General features: G+C 71.2%; 19 protein-coding genes. 9 read left to right on the top strand and 10 right to left on the bottom strand.

Going from position 1 to position 22560, the window contains the following annotated elements; translation table 11 throughout:
• Positions 1 to 133: 133 nt before the first annotated feature.
• The gene (locus ACZ7L1_RS37015) at positions 134 to 700 is read left to right on the top strand and encodes a DJ-1/PfpI family protein (protein ID WP_471443823.1); all 567 of its coding nucleotides are present in this window, start codon (positions 134 to 136) and stop codon (positions 698 to 700) included.
• A 100-nt stretch (positions 701 to 800) separates the two neighbouring features.
• Here the strand turns inward: ACZ7L1_RS37015 and ACZ7L1_RS37010 are convergent, their stop codons facing one another.
• Entirely contained in the window at positions 801 to 1466 is a 666-nt protein-coding gene (locus tag ACZ7L1_RS37010) for an HAD family hydrolase (RefSeq protein WP_471443821.1), read from the bottom strand.
• Positions 1467 to 1533: 67 nt separating this feature from the next.
• Positions 1534 to 2049 carry a DUF6912 family protein gene (locus ACZ7L1_RS37005; protein WP_471443831.1) on the bottom strand — a complete coding sequence of 172 codons (516 nt, stop codon included), beginning with the start codon at positions 2047 to 2049 and terminating at the stop codon, positions 1534 to 1536.
• A 286-nt stretch (positions 2050 to 2335) separates the two neighbouring features.
• Here ACZ7L1_RS37005 and ACZ7L1_RS37000 point away from each other — a divergent pair, with 286 nt between their 5' ends.
• Positions 2336 to 2965 (top strand): Rv3235 family protein, encoded by a 630-nt coding sequence (locus ACZ7L1_RS37000; protein WP_471443819.1) that lies wholly within the window; start codon positions 2336 to 2338, stop codon positions 2963 to 2965.
• A 77-nt stretch (positions 2966 to 3042) separates the two neighbouring features.
• On the opposite strand, the gene secA is transcribed toward ACZ7L1_RS37000, so the two are convergent.
• Entirely contained in the window at positions 3043 to 5853 is a 2811-nt protein-coding gene (gene secA, locus ACZ7L1_RS36995) for a preprotein translocase subunit SecA (RefSeq protein ID WP_471443817.1), read from the bottom strand.
• Between the two features lie 319 nt (positions 5854 to 6172).
• Here secA and ACZ7L1_RS36990 point away from each other — a divergent pair, with 319 nt between their 5' ends.
• Together ACZ7L1_RS36990 and ACZ7L1_RS36985 are read left to right on the top strand one after the other, a co-directional pair.
• The gene (locus tag ACZ7L1_RS36990) at positions 6173 to 6751 is read left to right on the top strand and encodes a GNAT family N-acetyltransferase (RefSeq protein WP_471443815.1); all 579 of its coding nucleotides are present in this window, start codon (positions 6173 to 6175) and stop codon (positions 6749 to 6751) included.
• 56 nt (positions 6752 to 6807) lie between these two features.
• Entirely contained in the window at positions 6808 to 8010 is a 1203-nt protein-coding gene (locus ACZ7L1_RS36985) for a winged helix-turn-helix domain-containing protein (RefSeq protein WP_471443813.1), read from the top strand.
• 21 nt (positions 8011 to 8031) lie between these two features.
• Here the strand turns inward: ACZ7L1_RS36985 and ACZ7L1_RS36980 are convergent, their stop codons facing one another.
• The 7 genes from ACZ7L1_RS36980 to mtnA all read right to left on the bottom strand — a co-directional run bounded on the left by ACZ7L1_RS36980 (position 8032) and on the right by mtnA (position 16689).
• Positions 8032 to 8778, bottom strand: coding sequence for a response regulator (locus tag ACZ7L1_RS36980; RefSeq protein ID WP_471443811.1), 747 nt, complete (start codon positions 8776 to 8778; stop codon positions 8032 to 8034).
• A gap of 205 nt (positions 8779 to 8983) precedes the next feature.
• Positions 8984 to 9676, bottom strand: a complete 693-nt coding sequence (hpf, locus tag ACZ7L1_RS36975; protein ID WP_471443809.1) for a ribosome hibernation-promoting factor, HPF/YfiA family — start codon at positions 9674 to 9676, stop codon at positions 8984 to 8986.
• Positions 9677 to 9992: 316 nt separating this feature from the next.
• Positions 9993 to 10850: a ComF family protein gene (locus ACZ7L1_RS36970; RefSeq protein ID WP_471443807.1), complete on the bottom strand. Its 858-nt coding sequence runs from the start codon at positions 10848 to 10850 to the stop codon at positions 9993 to 9995.
• 116 nt (positions 10851 to 10966) lie between these two features.
• On the bottom strand, positions 10967 to 12799 hold the full coding sequence (locus tag ACZ7L1_RS36965) for an LpqB family beta-propeller domain-containing protein (RefSeq protein ID WP_471443805.1): 1833 nt from the start codon (positions 12797 to 12799) through the stop codon (positions 10967 to 10969).
• On the bottom strand, positions 12789 to 14843 hold the full coding sequence (gene mtrB / locus ACZ7L1_RS36960; protein ID WP_471443803.1) for an MtrAB system histidine kinase MtrB: 2055 nt from the start codon (positions 14841 to 14843) through the stop codon (positions 12789 to 12791). Before mtrB ends, ACZ7L1_RS36965 begins: the two co-directional genes overlap by 11 nt.
• Positions 14844 to 14845: 2 nt before the next feature.
• Complete coding sequence (gene mtrA, locus ACZ7L1_RS36955) at positions 14846 to 15535, bottom strand: two-component system response regulator MtrA (protein ID WP_471443801.1); 690 nt, start codon at positions 15533 to 15535, stop codon at positions 14846 to 14848.
• Between the two features lie 8 nt (positions 15536 to 15543).
• A complete protein-coding gene (gene mtnA, locus ACZ7L1_RS36950; protein WP_471443799.1) occupies positions 15544 to 16689 on the bottom strand; it encodes an S-methyl-5-thioribose-1-phosphate isomerase in 1146 nt (381 codons plus the stop codon).
• Positions 16690 to 16829: 140 nt separating this feature from the next.
• On the opposite strand from mtnA, the gene ACZ7L1_RS36945 reads away from it, so the two are divergent.
• From ACZ7L1_RS36945 to ACZ7L1_RS36925, 5 genes are read left to right on the top strand one after another with little or no spacing between them, the layout of a single operon-like run.
• Positions 16830 to 18173, top strand: a complete 1344-nt coding sequence (locus ACZ7L1_RS36945) for a glycerophosphoryl diester phosphodiesterase membrane domain-containing protein (RefSeq protein WP_471443798.1) — start codon at positions 16830 to 16832, stop codon at positions 18171 to 18173.
• A gap of 4 nt (positions 18174 to 18177) precedes the next feature.
• Positions 18178 to 18891, top strand: a complete 714-nt coding sequence (locus ACZ7L1_RS36940) for a DUF4129 domain-containing protein (protein WP_471443796.1) — start codon at positions 18178 to 18180, stop codon at positions 18889 to 18891.
• On the top strand, positions 18891 to 20081 hold the full coding sequence (locus tag ACZ7L1_RS36935; protein ID WP_471443794.1) for a DUF4350 domain-containing protein: 1191 nt from the start codon (positions 18891 to 18893) through the stop codon (positions 20079 to 20081). The genes ACZ7L1_RS36940 and ACZ7L1_RS36935 overlap by 1 nt, the downstream gene beginning before the upstream one ends.
• Positions 20081 to 21070 (top strand): AAA family ATPase, encoded by a 990-nt coding sequence (locus ACZ7L1_RS36930; RefSeq protein WP_471443829.1) that lies wholly within the window; start codon positions 20081 to 20083, stop codon positions 21068 to 21070. The genes ACZ7L1_RS36935 and ACZ7L1_RS36930 overlap by 1 nt, the downstream gene beginning before the upstream one ends.
• Positions 21070 to 22380 (top strand): DUF58 domain-containing protein, encoded by a 1311-nt coding sequence (locus tag ACZ7L1_RS36925; RefSeq protein WP_471443792.1) that lies wholly within the window; start codon positions 21070 to 21072, stop codon positions 22378 to 22380. The genes ACZ7L1_RS36930 and ACZ7L1_RS36925 overlap by 1 nt, the downstream gene beginning before the upstream one ends.
• Positions 22381 to 22560 lie beyond the last annotated feature (180 nt).

The raw sequence follows: 22560 nt of genomic DNA, 5'->3' as shown, positions 1-22560 counted from the left end.
TTACCGGCTGTGTGAGCCGCCAGGAGGCAGTGCCGGGCAGTGCGCGGCCCCTTGGCAAGCGCCTGCGGCCGAGGCACGTTGCCAGAAGCAACCCGACGCAGCCGTCCGCACCATCGAGGGGAGCGCGGCCACCATGACGCAGAAGATCCTGATCGTCACAGGCGACGCGGCGGAATCACTGGAGGTCCTCTACCCGTACCAGCGCCTGCGGGAGGAGGGCTACGAGGTCCACATCGCGGCCCCGACCCGCAAGCAGCTCCGCTTCGTCATCCATGACTTCGAACCCGGCTTCGACACCTACACCGAGAAACCCGGCTACAGCTGGCCCGCCGACCTCGCCTTCTCCGAAGTCGACCCTGGGGACTACGTCGCCGTCGTGATCCCGGGCGGGCGCGCCCCGGAATACCTCCGCAACGACCCCGAACTCCGCAAGATCCTCAAGTCGTTCTTCGACACGGACAAGCCGGTCGCCCAGATCTGCCACGGTCCCCTGCTCACCGCGGCGGTGGACGCCCTGCGCGGACGGCGCGTCACCGCCTATCCGGCCCTGGAGCTGGACATGCAGGCGGCCGGGGCCGACTTCCAGGACACCGAGGCGGTCGTCGACGGCACGCTCGTCTCGTCCCGGGCCTGGCCCGACCACTCCGGCTGGATGCGGGAGTTCCTGACCGTCCTGCGCGCCAAGGCGCCGGTGACCTGAGCCCACCACCCGGGTGCGGTGCCCGCCGGGCGCCGCACCCTTCCGCCGTTGGCCGCCCTTCGAGGCACCGGCGAAGCGCTCGGGCACTCCCCGAGGTCCCTCAGGCCGCCAGGCGCTCCGCCTCCGCGACCGCCTCCTGAAGCGTGTCGACCACCGGCACGCCGACCTCCTCGAGGCTGGCGCGGCTGTGGGAACCGCCGGTGTACAGCACGGCCCGCGCCCCGACGTGGCGGGCGGCGACCGCGTCGTCCGCGGCGTCCCCGATCACCACCGTACGCGACGGATCCACGCCGCCGAGCGTTTGTATGTGGCGGACCATGTGCTCCGCCTTGCTGCCGCCGGACGGTCCGGTGCGCCCCTGCACCCGTACGAAGTGCGCCTCGATCCCCAGCGCCCGGACCATCGGGACCAGTTCCTCGTGCCCGTACATGCTCAGCAGCGACTGGCTGCGGCCCGCCGACCGCCATCCCGCGAGCAGCTCCACCGCGCCCTCGGTGAGCCCGCAGCGGATGCGGTGTTCCGCGTAGTACCGGTGGAAGACCTCGTCCATCAGCTGCCACTCGGTGTCCGTAGGCAGCCGGCCCATCAGCCGCTCGTAGAACCTCGGGACCGGCACGCAGTACAGCGCCCGGTACTGCTCCAGCGTGATCGGTTCCAGACCCAGCTCGGCGAACGCCGCGTTCGTCGCCCCGATGATCGCGTCATTGTCATGGAACAGCGTCCCGTTCCAGTCCCACACAATGTGCGCGCTTCCGTACGTCCCCATGCCATGAAACGTACCCGGCGGCACCGACAATCACCGGTGCGCGCCCGGCGGCCGGGAGAACGCCTGATCAGTCCGTGGAGCCGAGCAGGTTCGGGATCTCCTGCGTGGCGTACCAGAGCAGTTCGTGGTCCTCGGCGCCGTCCACGACGAACTGCGCGTCGTCGTCCCCGCGGTCGGCCGTCTCGAGCGCCTCCGCCGCCGCGGTCACGTCCGGCTCCGCGTCGGACGCGTCGACGTGCACCGCGGCCGCCTTGGCCAGCGGCACGGGGCCGGCGACGCGCACCTCGCCGAGCGCCGCCGGGTCGAGTCCGCGGTCGGGATCGGTGGTCGCCGCGCCGTCGGGGACGTCGACCGCGACCACGACCCGCCGCCGCGGCGTCCCCGGGTCGGCCGCCAGCAGGCGCAGGGAGGCGAGGGCGGCCCGGCTCAGCGCCGCGTACTCCAGTTCCTCGATGTCGTCGGAGAGGTACCACTCGCGCAGCGCCGGCGTGACGGCGTACGCGACGACCGGATCGGCGCCCAGCTCGCCCGTCTTGTACGCCTCGGCGAGACCGGAGAGGGTCAGGGGGACGTAGACGCGCATGGCGAGCCGCTTTCGTAGTCGGTCAGGGGTCACCTCAGGATACGTGCGGGCGTCCCCCTTCGGGTCCCGCCCGTGCACCCGGGCGGCGTCAACCGGGGCCGGCACGGCTCACCCTGTGAACCCGGGCCGTCGCCGGGACTTCGGCCCGCCTCTCACCCTGATAGGTGAACTCTCCGGTCCGCGCGGCAGGCTCCCGGCCTCGTTGCGGGGCGGTCGCCCGACCCGTACAAGATCCCCAAGAAGTTACCGACCGGTACTCACCGGCCTCGCGAAACGGGGATCCGCCATGCACAAGGTGATGACCAGGAACCAGGCGATGACCAGGACGAAGCCCGCCCCGGGCGCCCGCCCTCCGGTCCGCCACGACACGCGCCGCCCGGGCAGCACGCCACGTCGCGCGGAACCGGGCCAGGGCCCGTCGCGGACCAGGACGCTCCAGCGGCCGTCCGCCACGCCGGCAGGTGCCATGTCGACAGGCGCCACGGCGGCGAGTGCGGCGCCGGGCAGTGCCGCGTCGGCGACTGCCGTACCGCCGCGCGAGCAGGCCGCCCAGGGGCCGCTCAGGCCCCTGCCGCACGTCCGCCCCACCGATGTCTTCGCCGACCGCCTGCTGTCCGTGCTGAGCGGTCAGCGGCCCGTGCACAGCATGCTTCGGCACACCGTCGGCCGGGCCTACGACGACCTGGCCCGGCTCGCCGAACGCGGCCCGCTCCGCACCCGCGGCACCCGCCCGGTGGTCCGCGACATCGGCTACTACATCCCGCGCCCCGGCGCCATCGAGGCATTCGCCCGTATCGGCGCGGGCGACCAGCTCCGCGCGATGGCGTTCCGCCTGGAATGCGGCCGGGACCACCGCTGGCGCTGCACGGCGGTGGAACTGGGCGGACCGCGGGCTCCGCACGGGGACGGCGTGTGACCTGACAAGAACCGTGACGTGGGAACGGTGAGGGGCCGGGCACCCTCGGGTGCCCGGCCCCTCACCACGCGACGCTGCTACTTCTTGCGGCGGCGCCCGCCCTTGGCCTGCTTGCGGCGCTCGGCCCGGGTCAGGCCGTCCGCCTCCGAGCGGACCGGCTCGCCGTCACTGGAGAAGTCACCCTCGACGATGCCGCCCTCACCGTCCACGGTCGGCGCGGAGAAGTGCAGCCGCTCGTGCCGCTGCGGGGCCTCCAGGCCCTTGGCGCGGATCTCCGGGCGGGCCGCCTGGGCGGCCACGGCCTCCTCCTTCTCCAGGGAAGGCTGGGCGTCCTCGACGGGAACCTCCTCGACCTGCTGCTCGACCTGGACCTCCAGGTTGAACAGGTAGCCGACGGACTCCTCCTTGATGCCCTCCATCATGGCCTGGAACATGTCGAAGCCCTCGCGCTGGTACTCGACCAGCGGGTCCTTCTGCGCCATGGCGCGCAGGCCGATGCCCTCCTGGAGGTAGTCCATCTCGTACAGGTGCTCGCGCCACTTGCGGTCCAGCACCGACAGCACGACCCGGCGCTCCAGCTCACGCATGATCTCGGAGCCGAGCTGGGCCTCGCGCTGCTCGTACTGCTCGCGGATGTCGTCCTTGATGGACTCGGCGATGAACTCGGCGGTCAGACCGGCACGGTCACCGGCCGCCTCCTCCAGTTCCTCGATGGTGACCTTCACCGGGTAGAGCTGCTTGAAGGCGCCCCACAGCCGGTCCAGGTCCCAGTCCTCCGGGAACCCCTCCTCGGTCTCCGCGGCGACGTACGCGTCGATCGTGTCGTCCATGAAGTGCCGGATCTGCTCCTGCAGATCCTCGCCCTCCAGGACGCGGCGCCGCTCGCCGTAGATGACCTCGCGCTGCCGGTTGAGGACCTCGTCGTACTTGAGGACGTTCTTCCGGGTCTCGAAGTTCTGCTGCTCGACCTGGGACTGGGCGGACGCGATCGCGCGCGTGACCATCTTGTTCTCGATCGGCACGTCGTCCGGGACGTTCGCCATCGACATCACGCGCTCGACCATCTGGGCCTTGAACAGGCGCATCAGGTCGTCACCCAGCGAGAGGTAGAACCGGGACTCGCCCGGGTCACCCTGACGGCCGGAGCGACCGCGCAGCTGGTTGTCGATACGGCGGGACTCGTGGCGCTCGGTGCCGAGGACATAGAGGCCGCCGAGGGCCTCGACCTCCTCCTTCTCGGCCTTGACCGCCTGCTCGGCCTTCTCCAGGGCGGCGGGCAGGGCCGCGGCCCACTCCTCGATGTGCTCCTCGGGGTCGAGTCCGCGCTGGCGCAGCTCGGCCTCGGCGAGGTCCTCGGGGTTGCCGCCGAGCTTGATGTCGGTACCACGGCCGGCCATGTTCGTCGCGACCGTCACGGCGCCCTTGCGCCCGGCCTGGGCGACGATCGCCGCCTCGCGCTCGTGGTGCTTGGCATTCAGCACCTCGTGCTGGATGCCGCGCTTGCTGAGCTGCTGCGAGAGGTACTCGGACTTCTCGACCGAGGTGGTGCCGACCAGGATCGGCTGGCCCTTCTCGTGCTTCTCGGCGATGTCGTCGACGACCGCCTCGAACTTGGCGACCTCGGTGCGGTAGATCAGGTCCGACTGGTCCTTGCGGATCATCGGCTTGTTGGTCGGGATCGGGACGACGCCGAGCTTGTAGATCTGGTGGAACTCGGCGGCTTCGGTCATCGCCGTACCGGTCATGCCGGAGAGCTTCTTGTACAGGCGGAAGAAGTTCTGCAGGGTGATCGTGGCGAGCGTCTGGTTCTCGTCCTTGATGTCCACCCCTTCCTTCGCCTCGATCGCCTGGTGCATGCCCTCGTTGTAGCGGCGGCCGGCGAGGATGCGGCCCGTGTGCTCGTCGACGATCATGACCTCGCCGTCGATGACGACGTAGTCCTTGTCGCGCTTGAAGAGCTCCTTGGCCTTGATCGCGTTGTTCAGGTAGCCCACCAGCGGGGTGTTCACCGACTCGTAGAGGTTGTCGATGCCCAGCCAGTCCTCGACCTTGCTGACGCCGGACTCGTGGATGGCGACCGTGCGCTTCTTCTCGTCGACGTCGTAGTCGCCGGTCTCCTCGATGCCCTTGAGCGGGTTGCCCGCCTCGCCCTTCTTCAGCCGCGTGACCAGCTTGGCGAAGTCGCCGTACCACTTGGTGGCCTGGTCGGCCGGACCGGAGATGATCAGCGGTGTACGGGCCTCGTCGACCAGGATGGAGTCCACCTCGTCGACGATCGCGAAGTTGTGCCCGCGCTGGACGAGCTCGTCCTTCGACCACGCCATGTTGTCGCGGAGGTAGTCGAAGCCGAACTCGTTGTTCGTGCCGTAGGTGATGTCGCACGCGTACTGCTCGCGGCGCTCGGCCGGGGTCATGTTGCCGAGGATGCAGCCGACGGACAGACCGAGGAACCTGTGGACGCGGCCCATCATCTCGGAGTCGCGCTCGGCCAGGTAGTCGTTGACCGTGACGATGTGTACGCCGTCTCCGGAAATGGCGTTCAGGTACGCGGGGAGCGTACCGACCAGCGTCTTGCCCTCACCGGTCTTCATCTCGGCCACATAACCCATGTGCAGGGCGGCGCCGCCCATCATCTGCACGTCGTAGTGCCGCTGGCCGAGGACGCGCTTGGCGGCCTCGCGCACGGTGGCGAAGGCCTCGGGGAGCAGGTCGTCGAGGCTCTCGCCGTCGGCGTACCGCTGCTTGTACTCATCGGTGAGGGCCCGCAGCTCGGCGTCGGAGAGGTCGACGAAGTCCTCTTCGATGGAGTTGACCTGGTCCGCGATGCGGTGCAGCTTGCGCAGGATCTTGCCTTCGCCTGCACGCATGATCTTCGAGAGGACGGACACGGGGGTTTGTCTCCTTGCCGGTCGGGCCTGGGACGGTCGGTTAAATGACAGCTTGAGCAACGGCCATCGTAAGCGAGGACCCCGCCGCACCGGGAGGTCTGCCACCGACAGCCACTAGGACAACGGACGGGCGTGGCGGAAGGTGCCGCGTCCTTGCCACGAAAAGTAACCGCGCAGTCACGAGGTGACGAGGCAGGCGCGGACGACGGCGTGGCGGGTGCGGACCGGGGCGCAGGGGACCGGCCACCAACGGCGACCGCGGCCGGGCATGACGCGGAAAATCATGGCGGCCGGGCGGGGGCCCTAGCAGAATCAAGCGATGGACCCCGTCACCCTGACCACCGAACGGCTCCTGCTGCGCACCGTCGGCCCCCGGGACACCGACGCGGTGTACGCGGCAGCCCAGGACCCCGACATCCAGCGCTGGACCACGATCCCGTCGCCGTATCTGCGTGAACACGCGGAGCTGTTCGTCGAGCAGATCGCGCCGGACGGCTGGAGGGACGCCTCCATGTTCACGTTCGGTGTCTTCCTTCCCTCCGGGGAGCTGGTGGGCATGCTCGGCCTGACGATGCGCTCGCTCGGCGTCGCCGAGGTCGGCTTCTGGGCGACGAAGGAGCACCGGGGCAACGGCTACATCACCGAGGCCACGCTCCGCGCGGCGCACTGGGCGTTCACCCACCTGTCGGTCGACCGCGTGGAGTGGCGCGCCGAGGTCGGCAACGCGGGCTCACGGGCGGTCGCGGAGCGTGCGGGCTTCACCATCGAGGGGGTGCTGCGGTCCGCGATCAACAACAAGGGGGTGCGTCGGGACTGCTGGGTCGGTTCCCTGCTGCCCTCGGACGTGGGCCTGCCGTCGACGGCGGCGTATCTGCCGGCACCGGCGCCGGCGCCGTAGGCGCGGGCTCTCACAGCTCGTCCCGCGTTGTCAGTGCCGCCCCCTACGGTGTGACCATGCCGAGTCTCCCCCGACCCACCATCGAACTGACCGCAGACGAAGCCCGCCGTATCGCCCTGCGGGCACAGGGCTTCCTCGGCGCTCCCGACCGCAGGGCCGGCGTGCGTGGCCTGCTGCGCCGGCTCGGCGCCGTCCAGCTCGACACCATTTCGGTCCTGGCCCGCTCACACGAACTCATTCCGTACGCCCGCCTCGGAGCCATAGGCCGCGAGGCGGTCGACTCGGCGTACTGGACGCGTTCGTCCGACGGCCGGTCCACGGCCGGTCCGCACGCGTTCGAGTACTGGTCGCACGCCGCCTGTGTCCTGCCCATCGAGGAGTGGCCCCACTTCGCCTTCCGCCGCCGCGCCTACCGCTCCCGCCCGCACTGGAACCACACCCTGCCGGACGGCGCCTACGACCAGGTCATCAAGCAACTGCGCGCCGAAGGGCCCCTGACCGCAACGGATCTGGGCGGCGCGAAGAAGACCAGCGAGTGGTGGGACTGGTCCGGCACGAAGGTCGCGGTGGAGCGCGCGCTGATGTACGGAGAGGTGGTGTGCGTCGAGCGCCGCGGCTGGAAGCGGGTGTACGACCTGGCCGAGCGCGCCGTCCCCGAGGCGCTGCTGCACGACGAGCTGGACGACACCGAGTGCCTGCGCCGCCTCGTCTCCCTGGCCGGCCGCTCCCTGGGCGTCGGCACGCGCGCGGACATCGCGGACTACCACCGTCTCAAGGGCGAGCAGGTCGATTCCGTGATCGCGGACTCGGGCCTGGTCCCGGTGACGGTCGAGGGCTGGGGCAAGCCTGCCTGGGTGGACCCCGAGACGTTGCGGACCCCGCCGCGCGGCCGCCACCGTACGACGCTGCTGTCGCCGTTCGACTCGCTGATCTGGGAGCGGGCGCGCACGGAGCGGATCTTCGGCTTCACCCACCGCCTGGAGGCGTACGTCCCCAAGCAGAAGCGGGTGTACGGCTACTTCGCGATGCCGGTCCTCGCCGGCGGTCGGCTGGTCGGCCGGGTGGACCCCGCGCGCGAGGGCCGCACGCTGGTCGCGCGGCAGGTCACACTGGACGGCGCGAACGCAGTCCCGTCGGTGGCCCAGGCGCTGCTGGAGGCGGCGAGCTGGGTGGACTGCACCAACGTCCGCGTGGAGCGGGTCGACACCCCGGACCTGCGCGAGCCTCTCGTTCGCGAGCTGGCCCGTGCCCTGGGCTGATCCCTGGCGTGTCCGGCCCCGCTAGCGGATCTCGAGGATCTTCTCCCGCATCGCGTAGACCACGGCCTCCATCCTGGAGTGCAGCTGCAGCTTCTCCAGGATGTTGCGCACGTGGTTCTTCACGGTGTTCTCGGAGATGAACAGCTCCTTGGCGATGTCCCGGTTGTTCATTCCGGTGGCGACGAGCTTGAGGACCTCCAGCTCCCGGTCGGTGAGCCTCGGCGCCGGGACCAGCCGGCGCTCGTCGGTCTTCTGGATCATCGACTTGAACTCGGTGAGGAGCTTCGACGCCATGGAGGGGCTGATCTGCGACTGCCCATCGGCGACCGCGCGAATGGCGGTGGCCACCTCGTCGGTGGAGATCTCCTTGAGGAGGTAACCCGTGGCGCCCGCCTTGATCGCTTCGTAGAGATCGGCCTCTTCGTCGCTGATCGTCAGCATGATGATCTTGGCGCTGGGCGCCACCTCCTTGATGGAGGTGCATGCCTCGATGCCACCCCGCTTGGGCATCCGCACGTCCATCAGCACGATGTCAGGCAGCAGATCGGCCGCCTTGTCGACCGCTTCCGCGCCGTCCCCGGCCTCGCCGACGACCTGGATGTCCTCCTCGGCCGCCAACACGATCTCCAGGCCGCGGCGGAAGAGGGCGTGGTCGTCCACGACGAGAACGCGGATCGGCTCCTTGTGTGCAGGGCCCGTCTCCGGGACCGTGCCGGCGACGTCGTCGTCGGCGTCCTCGTCCTGCGTCGGTCCGAAGCTGTCCGCCATGTTCCTCCCCCTGAAGGCTGTGGCCTGTGGTGCTGTGCCATCGCCAACCCAAGGCAACGGCCCACCGGTTGAGCCGTTGCGGCCATGATTCCATGCCCGGGCGTCAGTCAGGTGACAGAGCGCGGCGCGAAGTGGTGGCACACCGGTGCCCCTGGGGGCGCATGGGCTCACCAGGGGCACCGGGTTCAGCCATCACCCGGCGGGCTCAGCCGCCGAGCGTTCCGCCCGCGTCCGCCGACCGGGCCTCGGCCACCATCTGGTCGGTGCTGAGGTGGATGACGCCGTAGTCGTAGGCGTGCCGCCGGTAGACGACGCTGGGTTGCTTGGTCTCGGAGTCGACGAACAGATAGAAGTCGTGCCCGACCAACTCCATTTCGTAGAGCGCCTGGTCGAGCGACATCGGAGACGCGACGTGGGTCTTCTCGCGGACGACGAGGGGGCCTTCGCCCTTCACCTCGAGCGATCCGATCTTCTTGGTCGGCACGCCGTCCGATTCTTCTTCCGGTACCAGGCCGCCGTTGCCGTTGAGCGTCGCGGCGCCCGGGACGTGGTCGGGCACCTCGGCTGCCGTGAGCCTGCGGACCCCGCGGCGGGTGTGGCGCTTGTCGTGCTGCTTACGCAGCCGGGCCTCGAGTTTCTCCGCCGCCAGGTCGAGTGCCGCGTACGGATCGCTTGCCGCCGCCTCGGCCCGGATCACCGGACCTCGGGAGCGGAGGGTGATCTCCACGCGGTCGCAGCGGTCGGCCTGTCGGGGGTTGGGCTCCTTGGACACCTCGACATCGAGGCTGATCACCTTGGCATCCAGCTTCTGGATCTTGTCCAGCTTCAGCTTCTCGGCCACGTGCTTCCGGAACCGCTCGGGCACCTCGGTCTTGCGGCCCTTGACGACGATGTCCACGCAGAACTCCGTTCCCGGATCGCTCCGCATTGCTGGCGGAGCATCTCCCTTGTGCACCAGGCCCCGGCGAATACCGGAACCTCGGACTCGGTGACGTCCACCTCCTCCTCCCCCGGGGGCGAGGTCTCCACCCCACCGCTACGGGTGATTGCAGAAAACCCGCAGCACGGCATTCGGACAAGGGAGGGACGGCCTGCGCCTTTTCCCTCTCAACCGAACATATCTCGCCCGGACGGATGTCGTCACCCTCTACCGCGGCGTACCTCCGTTCAGGTGAATTGACCTGCTCATTACCTGCAACGAAGCAAGCTATCGGTCAGTTCCGGTTTATCTCGAAGGACTCCGGCGAAGCGGCGACCACGGCCGCGCAGATCCCGTCCTGGAGGCCGTTCCCAGCGGCCGTTCCCCACGGCCCCAGGGGCCGGTGCGCCGGTGCCGTCGTCTCCCTCGCTCTTCGTTCCCCCCTTGCTTCCCCTGTCACGCGCGCATACACCTCCGTGTCAGCATTGTCGGCGTCCCCGAGCGCCGCCCGTACCGCGCGCGCCGCCTCCGTCAGCGAAGCGCCCGTCGTCATCAGGTCGTCGACGAGGACGATCCGCCCGCCGGCCAGCAGCCGGGCGCTGCCCGCGGCCACCTCGAGGGCGCCCGCGAGATTGGTCAGCCGCTGCCGGGAGCCGAGCCCCGCCTGGTCGGCCACGGCCCGCCGCTGCCGCAACACGGCCACCACCCTGGCCGCCGTCCCGGCCCGGCGCAGCTGTCCCGCCGCCGCGAGCGCGATCCGCCGCGTCGGATCATGCCCTCGCGCCCGCACGGCCCACCGCGCGGAGGGGACGGGCACGAGCAGCACGGGCCCCGGACCGCCACCGGCGCGGGAGGCCACCGAGCCGTAGCAGGCCCGCACCGCCCCCGCCAGAGCCGTCCCCAGCGGTCCCGCGAGGGTGAGCGCGCCCCGTTCCTTGTGGGACAGGAGCGTGGCGCGGACCGCGCCCTCGTACGGCGCCGCCGCGTGCACCAGGGGCAGTCCCGCCGGCTCCGGCACCGGTCGCACCCGGCGTGGCGCGCTGCCGTGGAGGGCCGCACGGCACTCCGGGCAGAGCACCGTGCGCGGCCTGCCGCAGCCTCCGCACTCGGCCGGCAGTACCAGGTCGGTGAGGTCCTGCCACCACCCCCGCATGGCGACCACTGTGCCAACGCCCGCAGCGGCCCGCCACCCCTGTGGAAAACTCCCCGTAAACAACCGGGCGGCGGCCGTCGAACCACCGGCGCGCAGCCCTGCTCGGGGCGCGCGGGTCAGCCGGGGTAGACCGGCGCCGTCCCCTCCTTGACCACCTTCTGCCACTGAGCCCCGGACGACAGGCGCACGATCCCGTCCTCCGAGTACGCCACCAGCGGCAGCCGTTCGTCCTCGGACGCCGCTATCTGCTTCACGCCCGTCAGCGAGGCGGGCGGGTTGCCCACCGGCGTCGAGCCGTCGACCTGCACGTACCGGATCTGCTGCACCCCACCGGCCTCGCTGCCGACCACCACCAACCGACTGTCACCGGCCCACGACATGGCCGTGACCTCCTCCAGCTGCGGAGTCACCGAGTGCAGTTCCAGGATCGACACAGCAGGCTGTCCGCCCCTCCCGCTGTCCCGCTCGATCCGCCCGATCTGCAGGGACGTCTTGCCGTCCTTCTCCACGATCAGCGCGATCCGCACACCGTCGGCCGCCACCCGCACCGCGTCGATCCGCCCGTCGAGGCCCGGTGTGCGGACCTCCACCGGCGTGCCCGCGCCCTGCTGCAGCATCACCAGCCGCGGGTGCCGCGGGTCACGGTCGGCCACCCACAGGTCGCCCCCGCCGTCCCAGCTGGGAGTCGTCAGCCGGTCGTTCTTCGACGCACCGCCACTGATCAGCACCGCGTTCCCCAGCGGGGCGCCCGACGCCAGCGAGCCCACGTACAGGTACTGCCCGTCGGCAGAGACGCCGGCCGCGGTGTCCTCGTCCCGCGAGACGGCGGCGGCGCGCAGCGGCTTCTCTCCCTCACCCAACGGGCCCGGCACCGGTTCGGGCTGCTTGGAGCCGCTGCTGCCGGGCAGGCGCACCAGCCGCTGCCTGCCGTCGATGAAGTACTCGTACTCCGGTCGCCGGCCCGTGCCGTGCAAGGCGATGACCTCGGCCCGGTCCTCGTTGAGCGCGCACAGCTTCGTGCCGTTCGAGCCGCGCAGCTCCACCTGGCTCACGCCCGTGGGCGTCAGGTCCTGCAGGGTGAACAGCAGCTGCGCCGCCATCCTGTCGCACTGCGTCGCCCCGACCCGGTCGGCCTTGTCGTTGAGCGGCACCGTCAGCTTGTTCTGGTCGTCGGGCGACAGGGAGGTGACGTCCTTCCGCAGTGCCGTGCCCGAGGGGAAGCTCGAGGTCGCCACGGGGTCCAGCCAGCGTGTGGGGCCCTTCAGCAGTGCGCGGACAGTCGACGTCACCGGGTCCACCTTGCTGCGCACGTACACCGGGTCCGCGACGGTACTCAGCCGTCCGCCCTCCCCAGCGGGCACGTTCGCAGCGTAGTAGTACTTGTTGACCGACACGTAGTTGCGCTGGAAGTCGGACCTGCCCATCACCACGCCCTGCGGCAGCGCGTCGATGCGCCACTGTTCGGTCTTCTTCACCAGCGTCAGGTGCACCGTGGCGCTGTACGTCCCCGAGTCCGGCGTGTAGGCGTGCTGCTCGTCCACCATGGCGAGCTTGGTGCCGGTCAGCGTGTACGCGTAGTCGTCCCCGGCCTCCCGGCTCCTGGTGTGGTCGGGCACCGTGTTCGGCCCGTCGGAGAGCACCGTGGTGGACGCGTCGGGGTCCCACCCGCGCGACGCGGCGGCCGTCAGGTACTTGCGTGCCGTCTCGTACTGCGGGTCGTCGCTGGTCAGCGCCTCCAGGAAGCCCTGCACGATCTCCGCAGGCCCGGCGTTCTCCCGCGGGGGCATGGCGAAGACACGGACCTGCGCGTCCTGCCGGGGCGTCGACTCGACCCCCCGCAGATCCCCGCCGTCCGGCATCGAGGCGCACCCGGCCAGCAGTACGGCACCACAGCCGGCGTACACCCCCCTGAGCAGCGCACGCCGCCGGCCGCCCCCCTCAGCGCCCACGAAACGCCTCCCCTTGCTCCCGCTCGTCGGGTCCGCCGCCACCCCTCGGCGGCTCCTGTGCTCTGTCGTCCGGGCGTCGCGAGCCCCCGGCGGGCCGTGGCACCACGCGCGCCCCGTTGCCGGGCATCGCCGTCGGGTCCGCGGTCGGCGTCGCGGCCGGCCGTGACGCGATCGGGTCACGTGCCGCCGCCTGCTCACCGGTCGACTGCGCCGGCACCGTGGCCCGCTTGCCGGAGCCTCCCTGCGGCAGTCCGGCGTCGCTGAGCCCGCGATTGCGCCGTGAGTCCAGCGGCTCCAGGGGTATCGGAGAGCCCCGCAGCGGCTCGTCCGCGGTCCGCGGCAGGGTCAGCCGGAACTGCGAACCCCCTCCCGGCTCGCCCCACGCCTGCAGCCAGCCGCCGTGCAGCCGCGCGTCCTCCAGAGCGATGGACAGCCCGAGGCCCGTACCGCCGGTGGTACGCGCGCGTGCCGGGTCCGCCCGCCAGAAGCGGCTGAACACCCGGGTCGCCTCGCCGGGCTTGAGTCCCACGCCGTAGTCGCGCACCGCGATCGCGACCGCGCCGCCCGCCGCAGCGAGCTTGACGATCACGTCCTTGCCCTCGCCGTGCTCGACCGCGTTCACGACCAGGTTGCGCAGCACCCGCTCGACACGCCGGGCGTCCGCCTCGGCCACGACGGGCTGCTGGTCGCCGACGACCCGGATCTGCGTGCCCTTGCGCTCGGCGAGCGGCTCGGCCCCGCTCACCACCCGGCGCACGACGTCCCGCAGATCGATCGGCTCGGCCTCCAGCGCCGCCGCACCCGCGTCGAACCTGCTGATCTCAAGCAGGTCCGCGAGCAGCGACTCGAACCGGTCCAGCTGGTCGGCGAGCAGTTCCGCCGACCGCGCGGTCACCGGGTCGAAGTCGACGCGCGCCTCGTGGATGACGTCGGCCGCCATCCGCACGGTCGTCAGGGGCGTCCTCAGCTCGTGCGACACGTCCGAGACGAACCGCCGCTGCATCCGCGACAGCTCCTCCAGCTGCTGGATCTTCAGCTGCAGGTTCTGCGCCATCTTGTTGAAGGCCTCGCCCAGACGCGCGATGTCGTCCTCGCCGGTGACCTTCATCCGCTCCTGCAGGCGCCCGGCGGACAGCCGTTCGGCGATGCCCGCGGCCATCCGTACGGGGGTGACGACCTGGCGCACCACGAGCCAGGCGATGGCGCCGAGCAGTACGACGACGAAGAGCCCAGCGGTGGCGAGCGTCCCCTTGACCAGGCTGAGGGACTTCTCCTCCTGGGTGAGCGGGAAGAGGTAGTACAGCTGGTACGGGTCGCCGTTGGGGTCGTTGATCTGCTTGCCGATGATCAGCGCGGGCTGGGTGGCCCGGCCGCTGTCGGTGTAGACGATGCGGGTGTAGCTCTGGGCCACGCCCATGCCGGCGTCGACGCGCTTGCGCAGGTCCTCCGGCACGCTCTGGCTCGGATCCACCCCGCCCGACGCGCGCGGACCGAGGCCGCGGTTGTCGTTGTCCGCGGCGGTGGTGCTGAGCGTGACCACGTCGAAGGCACCCTGACCACCGCTGGACAGGGACTCGACGAGGTCGCTCATCCACCCGCTGACGTTCTGCACCGGGTTGTTGCCCGTACCGGAGTTGTCGTTGCCGTCACTCGCGCTGGCCGCGCTGTCGGCCCTCTGCCCGGCGACGGTGAACCCGCCGACGGCCTGGCTCTGCGACGCCTTCACCTTGGCGTCCAGCAGACCGTTGCGGACCTGCCCGATGACGACGAAACCCAGCAGCAGCACCACGCCCAGCGACATCAGCAGGGTCGTGACGACGATCCGCAGCTGGATGTTGCGCCGCCACAGCCGCATCATCGGCAGCAGCGGGCGGCGCACCCAGCGCATGACGAGCCGGAGGACCGGGCTGCCCTGGACTCCGCCCTGAAGCAGCCCGCCCTCGAAGAACCGTTCCCACCCGGAGCGCGTCGTCCGCCGACCGACAGGCCGCCCCGGACGGGCTCCGGGCCGGCCGGGCGCCGGAGCGGCACTGTCCTGGGTCATGCTCAGCTCGGCCCGGCCTTGTAGCCGACGCCACGGACGGTCACCACGATCTCCGGCTTCTCCGGGTCCTTCTCGACCTTCGAGCGCAGCCGCTGGACGTGAACGTTCACCAGGCGGGTGTCCGCCGCGTGGCGGTAACCCCACACCTGCTCAAGCAGGACCTCGCGGGTGAACACCTGCCACGGCTTGCGCGCCAGCGCCACCAGCAGGTCGAACTCCAACGGGGTCAGCGCGATCGACTGCCCGTCGCGCTTCACCGAGTGGCCGGCCACGTCGATGACGAGGTCACCGATGGCGAGCTGCTCCGGCGCAGGCTCCTCCGACCTGCGAAGCCGCGCCCGGATGCGGGCCACCAGCTCCTTCGGCTTGAAGGGCTTCACGATGTAGTCGTCCGCGCCGGACTCGAGGCCCACCACCACGTCCACTGTGTCGCTCTTGGCGGTCAGCATCACGATCGGCACCCCGGACTCCGCCCTGATCAGACGGCACACCTCGATGCCGTCCCGACCCGGCAGCATCAGGTCGAGCAGCACCAGGTCAGGCTTGGTCTCACGGAAGGCGGCCAGCGCCCTGTCACCGTCGGCTACGAAAGACGGCTCAAAACCTTCACCACGCAGCACGATGCCGAGCATCTCGGCCAGTGCGGTGTCGTCGTCGACGACAAGGACTCGTCCCTTCATGGACCACATCATCCCATTAACTAAATCGTTACCTGGCGTGACCTGTCACACAGCGCAGCGAGTGAATCGGCCGTCACAGGCGACGCGACGCCCTCCTCGGTGACGATCGCCGTCACCAGTTCCGGAGGCGTCACGTCGAACGCCGGGTTGTACGCCTGGGTCCCGAGGGGTGCCACAGGTATCCCGCCTCCCGCTTCCGCTCCCGCCACCTGCACCTGAGGTGCGGTGAACTCCGTCACCTCGTGCCCGGGCCGCTGCTCCACCTCGATGGACGCCCCGTCCGGTGTCTCCGGATCCACCGTCGTCACCGGCGCCACCACGATGAACGGCACGTGGTGGTACCGGGCCAGCACAGCGAGCGGGTAGCTCCCCACCTTGTTCGCGACCGAGCCGTCGGCCGCGATCCGGTCCGCCCCGATGAGTACCGCGTCCACCTCGCCCGCGGCGAACAGCGAGCCCGCCGCATTGTCCGTGAGCAAGGTGTACGCCATCCCGGTGCGGGCCGCCTCGTACGCCGTCAGTCGAGCACCCTGCAGCAACGGACGCGTCTCGTCCACCCACAGCCTGCGCAGCCGCCCCGCCCGGTGTGCGGCCAACGCCACCGCGAACGCCGTGCCCTCCCCGCCGGACACCAGCGCACCCGTGTTGCAGTGCGTGAGCAGACGGTGCCCGCCGCCCGGGAGAAGCTCGTCCAGCAGCGCCAGGCCGTGACGAGCCATCCGCGCGCTGGCCTCGGCGTCCTCACGGTGCAGCGCCCGCGCAGCGGCGAGCGCCGCCTCGGCGGCCTGCCGCAGGTCACCGCCGTCGTCAAGCACGGCCCGGTACGCGGCCTGGGCCCTGCGCACGCCGACGGCGAGGTTCACCGCGGTGGGCCGGGCGCCCGCGAGCGCGGCGGCGGCATCCTCCACGTCGAAACCGCGCGCGGCGGCGAGCGCCACACCGTACGCGCCGGCGATCCCGAGCAGCGGTGCCCCGCGCACGGCGAGCGTACGGATCGCGTCCACGAGCGCGGGCGCGTCCGTGCACACGAGCTCCACCTCCTCGGCCGGCAGCCTTCTCTGGTCGAGAAGAGCCAGTACGGGGCCTTCGGGCGGCTCGTCCCAGCGGATCGCCGGTATCGCAGCCGCCTCGTCTTCCTCACCGGATCGCGCGTACTGATCAGCCATGCGGTCAGTCTGCCCTGTACCGCGCCGACTATTGAAGGCGTACTGCGTCCGCCACCCCCGGTCCCCCGGCGGACGCAGCGTGGCACGATGGCTGCCAACCTGCCGCCGCGACCGCGGACGGGCACCGTGAAGGAGCGACGATGAACGACACTCCGGGCTGGGCCTCGCCCGGATCTGCCCCCTCCGACGGGCAGCAGCCGGGCGCCTCCGGCGCGCAGCCCCCGGAGCAGCCCTCGGACCAGAGCGGTACCGATCAGCCGCAGCCGTCGGGCAAGTGGTCCAAGGAGCAGCCCCCGCCCGGGCAGTGGACCGCTCCTCAGCCTCCCCAGGGCCCCGGCCAGGCCCCGCCACCGCCTCCGCCCGGCCCGGGCTGGGGCGCCCGCCCTCCCGCCGCTCCCGGCGGCCACGCAGGGCCCGGCGGCGGCTGGAGCGCCCCCCAACAGGGGTTCGGCGGCTACGGAAGCTGGGGCGGTGCCTGGGGACCGCCGCCCGCGGCCAAGCCCGGTGTCATCCCGCTGCGCCCGCTCGGCGTCGGCGAGATCCTCGACGGCGCGGTATCCACCATGCGCACCTACTGGCGCACGGTCCTCGGCATCTCGCTGACCGTCGCGGTCGTCACGGAGACCGTCGTCATCCTGCTGCAGGGCCTCGTCCTGAACGACACCACCGGCACGAACGCCCTCAACGACCCCAGCGCCTCCATGACCGAGGTGAGCCGCGCCCTGGGAGACGCGCTGCTGGGCTCCGCCGTGGTCATGCTGCTGGTGCTGCTCGGCACCATCATCGCCACGGCCCTGCTCACGGCCGTCACCAGCAGGGCGGTGCTCGGCAGGCCGGTTACCGCCGCCGAGGCCTGGCGCGACGCCCGCCCACAGCTCGCCCGGCTCGGCGGGCTCACGATCCTGCTGCCGCTCATGGCCATGGCGATCGTCGCCGTGGGCACGCTGCCCGGCATCCTCATCGTGTGGTCGGGGTCCACCGCGGCGGGCGTGTCGCTGGCCGTCCTCGGCGGCCTCGGCGCCGGTGTGGTCGCTCTGTGGATCATGATCCGTTTCTCGCTGGCCTCGCCCGCGCTGATGCTGGAGAAGCAGAGCATCGGCAAGGCGATGAGCCGCTCCGTGAAGCTGGTGCGCGGCTCGTGGTGGCGGGTCTTCGGCATCCAGTTGCTCGCGCAGCTCATCGCGGGCATCGTGGCGTCGATCGTCGTGATCCCCTTCGCCATCCTCGCCGGGGTGTTCAGCGGCGACGGCCTCGGCAGCCTCATGGGCGGCTCCACCGGCAGCCCCGGCTGGACGTTCCTCATCATCAGCGGGCTCGGCTCGGTGATCGGACGCATGATCACGTTCCCGATCACCGCGGGCGTCACCGTGCTGCTCTACATCGACCAGCGCATCCGCCGCGAGGCCCTCGACCTCGAGCTGGCCCGCGCCGCCGGCCTGCAGGACTACGGCTCCGACGCCCCCGGCACCACCGCGGGGAGCTGACGGGGTGAGACTGACGGGGGGAGCGCTGAGAGCCGCACCGGTGCTGTGGCGCTCGGACGACGGACCACCGGTGACGATCCCGCGCGACCCCGCGCGGGAGGCGGCCCGGCGTGAGCTGTCCAAGCGGATGTACCACCAGAACGACCCCGGCCTGCTACGGCGCGCCCTGAACGCCTTCTGGGACTGGCTGGACCGGCTCTTCACCGAGGCCTCCACCGCGACGCCCGGCGGGCCCGTCGGCCTCCTCGTCATCGTGGTGGCGGTCCTGGCGCTCGTCGCCGCGCTGTGGTGGCGTCTGGGCACGCCGCGCCGCACGCCCACCTCGTCCGCCACGCTCTTCGACGACCGCCCCCGCAGCGCCGCCGAACACCGCTCGGCCGCCGAGGCGCACGCCGCCCAGGGACACTGGAACCAGGCCGTCCAGGACCGCATGCGCGCCGTCGTCCGCTCCCTGGAGGAACGCGCCCTGCTCGACATCCGCCCAGGGCGCACCGCCGACGAGGCGGCATCCGAGGCCGGCCGCGCCCTTCCCGACCACGCGGACCGCCTGCGCCTCGCCGCCCGGAACTTCGACGACGTCGCATACGGCGGTCGGGCCGCGGGCGAAGGAACGTACCGCCGGCTCGCCGTCCTCGACGACGACCTGGAACGCGCCAAGCCCCACCTCACCAGCAACGCCCCCAGCGCGGCCCACAACACCCGCCAGGGAGCCGCCTGATGACCGCCGAGGCCGCAGTCGCATCCACGTCGGCCTCGCCCACCGTGCGCCAGGTGTGGACCCGGGCACGCGGTGTGCTCCTCGCCGTCGTGATCCTGCTGATCGGTGCTGTCGTGATCGCCGTGATCCGATCCGGGGAGCGGCACGGCCGCCTCGACCCGCGCTCCGCCGACCCCTCCGGCAGCCACGCCGTCGCCCGGCTGCTCGCCGACCGGGGCGTGTCCACGCGCGTGGTCACCACCCTCGACGAGGCGCGCGCCGCTGCCGGCACCGACACCACGCTTCTGGTCGCCGCACCCGAGCAGTTGACGCACCGCCAGCAGAGCCTGCTGCACCAGGCGACCGAGAACTCCGGCGGCCGGACGATCCTCGTCGCTCCGGAGACGTCCACCGGCACACTGGCTCCCGGCGTCTCCGCCGACCCCGCCGTCAGCCTCGAATCGACACTGGCGCCCGTCTGCGAGCTGCCCGACGCCCGGCGAGCGGGCACCGCCGACACGGGCGGGATCCGCTACCGCACGAGCGACGCCCGCGCGGACTGGTGCTACCCCAGCGAGGGCCTGCCCACCCTGGTACGCATCCCGGCCGCATCCGGGGCCGGCGACACCGTCGTCCTCGGCGCGCCCGACATCCTCTACAACAACCGTCTCGGTGAGCGGGGCAACGCCTCGCTCGCCCTGCAACTGCTCGGTTCCCGCTCGCACTTGGTCTGGTACCTCCCCTCGCTCTCCGACACCTCGGCCACCGACTCGGGCGGCCAGAGCTTCCTCGACCTGCTCCCCTCGGGCTGGCTGTGGGGCGCGCTCCAGCTCTTCATCGCCGCGGCCCTGGCCGCCCTGTGGCGGGCACGCCGATTCGGCCCGCTCGTCCCCGAAAAACTCCCCGTCGCGATCCGCGCCTCCGAAACCGTCGAAGGCCGCGCCCGCCTCTACCGCAAAGCCGACGCCCGCGACCGCGCGGCCGCCGCTCTGCGCTCCACCACCTGCACCCGTCTCGCCCCCCTCGTAGGCATCCCGCTCGCTCAGGCGCACGCGCCCGAGGCCCTGCTCCCCGCACTGTCCGCCCATCTGCACGGCGACGGACAGTCCCTGCACTCCCTCCTCTACGGCCCGCCGCCCGGCGACGACGCGGCCCTGATCGCCCTCGCCGACCAACTCGACGCCCTCGAAAGAGAGGTACGCCGTCCATGATGGACCCGACCACTGACAACGCCGGGGTCGCCGGGGATCCGGGCGCAGCCCGCGCCTCCCTGGAAGCCCTGCGCGCCGAGATCGCCAAGGCCGTGGTCGGCCAGGACCCCGCCGTGACCGGCCTCGTCGTCGCCCTGCTGTGCCGTGGACACGTCCTGCTGGAAGGGGTCCCCGGTGTCGCCAAGACACTGCTGGTCCGCGCGCTCGCGTCAGCCCTCGAACTCGACACCAAGCGCGTGCAGTTCACACCGGACCTGATGCCGAGCGATGTCACGGGCTCTCTCGTCTACGACGCCCGCACCGCCGAGTTCTCCTTCCAGCCAGGCCCGGTCTTCACCAACCTCCTCCTCGCGGACGAGATCAACCGCACCCCACCCAAGACCCAGTCGTCCCTCCTCGAAGCCATGGAGGAGCGCCAGGTCACGGTCGACGGCACTCCGCGCCCGCTCCCCGAGCCGTTCCTGGTCGCCGCGACGCAGAACCCGGTCGAGTACGAGGGGACGTACCCACTCCCTGAGGCCCAACTGGACCGTTTCCTGCTCAAACTGACAATCCCTCTGCCGTCCCGCCAGGACGAGATCGACGTCCTCACACGCCACGCCGCGGGCTTCAATCCGCGCGACCTGCGCGCCGCCGGCGTACGCCCCGTGGCGAGCGCCGAGGCCCTCGAGGCCGCACGTGCCGCCGTCGCCAAGACGACCGTTTCCCCCGAGATCACCGCCTACGTCGTGGACATCTGCCGGGCCACCCGCGAGTCCCCGTCCCTCACGCTCGGCGTGTCACCTCGCGGTGCCACGGCCCTGCTCGCCACCTCCCGAGCATGGGCCTGGCTGACGGGCCGTGACTACGTCATCCCCGACGATGTGAAGGCACTCGCCCTCCCGACACTCCGCCACCGGGTCCAGCTCCGCCCCGAGGCGGAGATGGAAGGAGTGACCACCGACTCGGTCATCAACGCGATCCTCGCCCACGTCCCCGTCCCCCGCTGATGGCACTCACCGGACGCGCCGCGCTCCTCGCGGCACTCGGCACCCTCCCGGTCGGCATCTGGGACCCCGGCTGGACGGGCATCCTCGCCGTCAACGGCTCACTCGCACTGGCGTGCGCCTGCGACTTCGCACTGGCCGCACCGGTACGCCGACTGGGACTGGCCCGTTCGGGCGACGCCTCCGTACGCCTCGGCGAAACGGCCGACGTGACGCTCACCATCACCAATCCGTCAAGACGGCCGCTGCGCGCCCGGGTACGCGACGCCTGGCCGCCCAGCAGCTGGCAGCCCGGAACCGAAGTGGCCGCCTCCCGCCACGGCCTGACGATCCCTCCGGGCGAGCGTCGCCGCGTGACGACCCGTCTGAAGCCCACGCGCCGAGGCGACCGCCGAGCCGACCGTGTCACGATCCGTTCGTACGGGCCACTCGGGCTCTTCTCCCGCCAAGGCACTCACAAAGTCCCCTGGACGGTCCGGGTTCTGCCTCCCTTCACCAGCCGCAAGCACCTTCCCGCCAAACTGGCCCGCCTGCGCGAACTCGACGGCCGCACCAGCGTGCTGACGCGCGGCGAGGGGACGGAGTTCGACAGTCTGCGCGAATACGTCCCCGGGGACGACACCCGCTCCATCGACTGGCGCGCCACGGCACGGCAGAGCTCGGTCGCGGTGCGCACGTGGCGGCCCGAACGCGATCGTCACATCCTGCTGGTCCTCGACACAGGCCGTACCTCCGCCGGCCGGGTCGGCGACGCGCCGCGCCTGGACGCCTCCATGGACGCCGCGCTGCTGCTGGGCGCGCTGGCGAGCCGTGCGGGCGACCGCGTGGATCTGCTCGCCTACGACCGCCGGGTACGCGCTCTGGTCCAGGGACGTGCCGCCGGCGATGTCTTGCCGTCGCTGGTCAACGCGATGGCGACGCTGGAGCCGGAACTCGTGGAAACGGACGCGCGCGGTCTTACGGCCACGGCACTACGGACGGCGCCCCGGCGCTCGTTGATCGTCCTGCTGACCACGCTGGACACGGCTCCCATCGAGGAGGGACTCCTTCCAGTACTGCCCCAGCTCACCCAGCGCCATACGGTGCTGCTGGCGTCGGTGGCCGATCCGTACATCGCCCAAATGGCGGCGGCTCGAGGCAGCACAGAAGCGGTGTACGAGGCCGCGGCGGCGGCTCAGGCACATTCGGAACGGACCCGCATGGCCGAGCAGCTGCGGCGTCACGGGGTGACGGTCGTGGACGCGACACCGGAGGATCTGGCGCCGGCCTTGGCTGACGCGTATTTGGCGCTGAAGGCGGCGGGGCGGCTCTGATTCCAGGGGCGTGAGGCGGCCTTCAACGCCTCTACCGCTCGCCCCCTTACCTTTCTTCCTTTGCCGTTGTCCTTTAACGCCTTTTAACGCAGAAAACCCCCGTGCTGAATAGCACGGGGGTTTTCTCACAAATTGTTCGGCGGTGTCCTACTCTCCCACAGGGTCCCCCCTGCAGTACCA

Source organism: Streptomyces sp. NPDC107546, from assembly GCF_055639175.1.
The sequence above is the reverse complement of the archived record's forward strand: the minus strand, read 5'-3'. Positions and strand labels throughout refer to the sequence as shown.

Excerpts from the sequence above, each read along its gene's own strand:
- ACZ7L1_RS37015 (WP_471443823.1), top strand. The coding sequence starts at position 134 with ATGACGCAGAAGATCCTGATCGTCACAGGCGACGCGGCGGAATCACTG.
- ACZ7L1_RS37010 (WP_471443821.1), bottom strand. The coding sequence starts at position 1,466 with ATGGGGACGTACGGAAGCGCGCACATTGTGTGGGACTGGAACGGGACG.
- ACZ7L1_RS37005 (WP_471443831.1), bottom strand. The coding sequence starts at position 2,049 with ATGCGCGTCTACGTCCCCCTGACCCTCTCCGGTCTCGCCGAGGCGTAC.
- ACZ7L1_RS37000 (WP_471443819.1), top strand. The coding sequence starts at position 2,336 with ATGCACAAGGTGATGACCAGGAACCAGGCGATGACCAGGACGAAGCCC.
- ACZ7L1_RS36990 (WP_471443815.1), top strand. The coding sequence starts at position 6,173 with ATGGACCCCGTCACCCTGACCACCGAACGGCTCCTGCTGCGCACCGTC.
- ACZ7L1_RS36985 (WP_471443813.1), top strand. The coding sequence starts at position 6,808 with ATGCCGAGTCTCCCCCGACCCACCATCGAACTGACCGCAGACGAAGCC.
- ACZ7L1_RS36980 (WP_471443811.1), bottom strand. The coding sequence starts at position 8,778 with ATGGCGGACAGCTTCGGACCGACGCAGGACGAGGACGCCGACGACGAC.
- ACZ7L1_RS36970 (WP_471443807.1), bottom strand. The coding sequence starts at position 10,850 with ATGCGGGGGTGGTGGCAGGACCTCACCGACCTGGTACTGCCGGCCGAG.
- mtrB (WP_471443803.1), bottom strand. The coding sequence starts at position 14,843 with ATGACCCAGGACAGTGCCGCTCCGGCGCCCGGCCGGCCCGGAGCCCGT.
- mtrA (WP_471443801.1), bottom strand. The coding sequence starts at position 15,535 with ATGATGTGGTCCATGAAGGGACGAGTCCTTGTCGTCGACGACGACACC.
- mtnA (WP_471443799.1), bottom strand. The coding sequence starts at position 16,689 with ATGGCTGATCAGTACGCGCGATCCGGTGAGGAAGACGAGGCGGCTGCG.
- ACZ7L1_RS36945 (WP_471443798.1), top strand. The coding sequence starts at position 16,830 with ATGAACGACACTCCGGGCTGGGCCTCGCCCGGATCTGCCCCCTCCGAC.
- ACZ7L1_RS36935 (WP_471443794.1), top strand. The coding sequence starts at position 18,891 with ATGACCGCCGAGGCCGCAGTCGCATCCACGTCGGCCTCGCCCACCGTG.
- ACZ7L1_RS36930 (WP_471443829.1), top strand. The coding sequence starts at position 20,081 with ATGGACCCGACCACTGACAACGCCGGGGTCGCCGGGGATCCGGGCGCA.
- ACZ7L1_RS36925 (WP_471443792.1), top strand. The coding sequence starts at position 21,070 with ATGGCACTCACCGGACGCGCCGCGCTCCTCGCGGCACTCGGCACCCTC.